The 2179-nt window shown below is 42.9% G+C and carries 1 pseudogene; it reads left to right on the top strand.

The annotated features are described in order from the left end of the window. Positions 1 to 2179, top strand: a pseudogene (locus Q0256_RS06250) (hypothetical protein); the annotation flags it as partial.

Genomic DNA, 2179 nt, shown 5'->3' with positions numbered 1-2179 from the left:
GACGCGCTAAGCAGAGAGAGACTGCTCGAGCTAAGAGAAGCAAGGGGAATAATTGATGACGCGATAGACGGCACGCTGGATCAGTTTTCGCAAATAAATCCTGAAGTGGGCGCAAGAGCTAAAGAGCTAATGCAGACGGCACGCGCGGATTATAGTGCATACAAAGAGATAGAGCAAAGCGATCTATTTAAAAGACTGACGCGCGGAATGAAAACGACAAACGATCTGACTTCCGCCCTACTTAAAAGCGCAGACAACCAAACAGGGCTAAATTTGGATGAAGTGCTAAGCGTCCTAAACCCTGCCGAGCGTGCAAATGTAGAGGGCGGCTTGCTTAAAAACATCATAGAGCGCAACACCAAAGAGGGGATAACCGATTTTAAGGCCGCTTTGGAGCAAATAGATCAAATCCCCTTTAAAAGCGAACGAGTAGCGGGGGCGATAGATCAGCTCAAGGAAAGCGCGCCGATCCTTAAGAATTCAGGCGAAATTTTAAAAAAGCTATCCGAAATGACGCCAAAGACCGCTGAACTACAGCAAGGTATCGGCAAATCGATTACCGGAGCGTTTCAGGTAATGCTTAGAAACCGACTTGTTAATAAATTGAAATCCAAAATCCCTTGGTATGGAAATAATCAAGCTTTAAAAAACCATATCGTAAATGCCCTAAAAAACGCAGGAGATTTAGAGGGCACGATAAAAAATATCGAGGCAATACCTACGGAGGGCTTAGACAGCGCGACCAAAGAGGGGTTGAATAAATTTGTAAAAGAGGTTATTCCTGAAATCAGGCAAATTTTAAAAACCCAAGAGGATGACGCCGTAAGGGCTAAATTTAACCCCGAGGAATTAAGAAAATCCTTGATAGATCCAAATTTAACCACACAAGAGAAGGTAAATCTAGTCGACATGGCTAAAAAGCAGATCAAAGAGGAGCTAGACGAAAAGGCGGGTAAGGTCGCCAAGGGCGAGCTTCCCAAGCAGGGCGAAGGCTTTATGATGAAAGACAGCGGAGTGGTAAAGAGCGATTATAATGTCAAATTTGAGCTAGCCCCAAATGTGAGAGATTTAGCGAAGCTGCAAACCGATGAAATTTCGGCGGATTTAGAATATTTGGCGAATAAACACCCCGAGATGTTTAGCGGCAGACCTGCCAACGTGTTTAAGCTGATCCGAGAAATAAAAGAAAACCCGACGCATTTTTACGCCAATAACAGGCTAGATTATGGGTTGATAGTCAAACGATTAGATGGCAATAAAATAGGTAAGCTTGCGGTAGAAAAGCAAACGGGCGATGTTAAACACGCAACCAAAGTAAATGATAAAGACCTAAAGAGGCTTGAGAAAATAAGCAAGGAAAAATCAGGAGATGCTGGTATTATCCAAACTTTCACCCAGCCAGGTAGCAAACTTGAAAATCAAGGCTTGGGCTACCAAACTACGAGTATTATACCCCAATCCTCCCAAAAAGTAAAGGAACTTCCGCCCGCCGATCTTAGAAAGGCGATAATAAACGCTAAAGATGACAAAGAGCGCCTAGCCATAATAGAAAATCAAAAAGCAGGGATTAGACAAAGGCTCGAGAATGAGGCGGCAGGCGATAAAACCGCAGATAAGCTAGCTAAAGAAGCACAAGGCTTGGCAGATAATAAACCCGCAGAGAAAAAATTTACCCTTGAGACAATTAAAAGCTTTGATCCAAGAAAGCACGGACACGCGTATTTATCCAAAATAAGCTTTAGCGATAGAAAGCCCGTAAGGGAGTTTATAGACAGCAATACTCGTATGTGGGATAGTAAGCGCAAATACTATGAAACCTCTTACACTTTTAACGCCAAAGAGGGCGATATGTTTGAAGCTAGGCTGGACGATGGAAGCTGGAAAAGTGATACCAAAGAATATTATATCGTCAAAAAAGACGACAAGGGCGAGCTTTATTTAAGCAAGGCAAAAGAGTTATCCGATCTGCAAAAAGAGGCTATCAAAGAAGCTGAAACTAAGAGCGAGTGGGAGAGTAAAATTTCAAGCTCTACTGATGCTGTAAAGCTAAATAAGATAATGCGCGACATAAAACATACCGAAGCCATCACGCCCAATAATAGAGCCAAGCTATATGTGGCTATAACGAATAGATTAAAAGAGTTAAGAGAGGCATCGGAGGGAGGAAAAGTTGCCACAA

The sequence above is a fragment of the uncultured Campylobacter sp. genome (assembly GCF_937949835.1).
In the GTDB taxonomy this organism is placed as follows: Bacteria; Campylobacterota; Campylobacteria; order Campylobacterales; family Campylobacteraceae; genus Campylobacter_B.
This window is presented reverse-complemented; position numbering and strand designations above follow the sequence as displayed.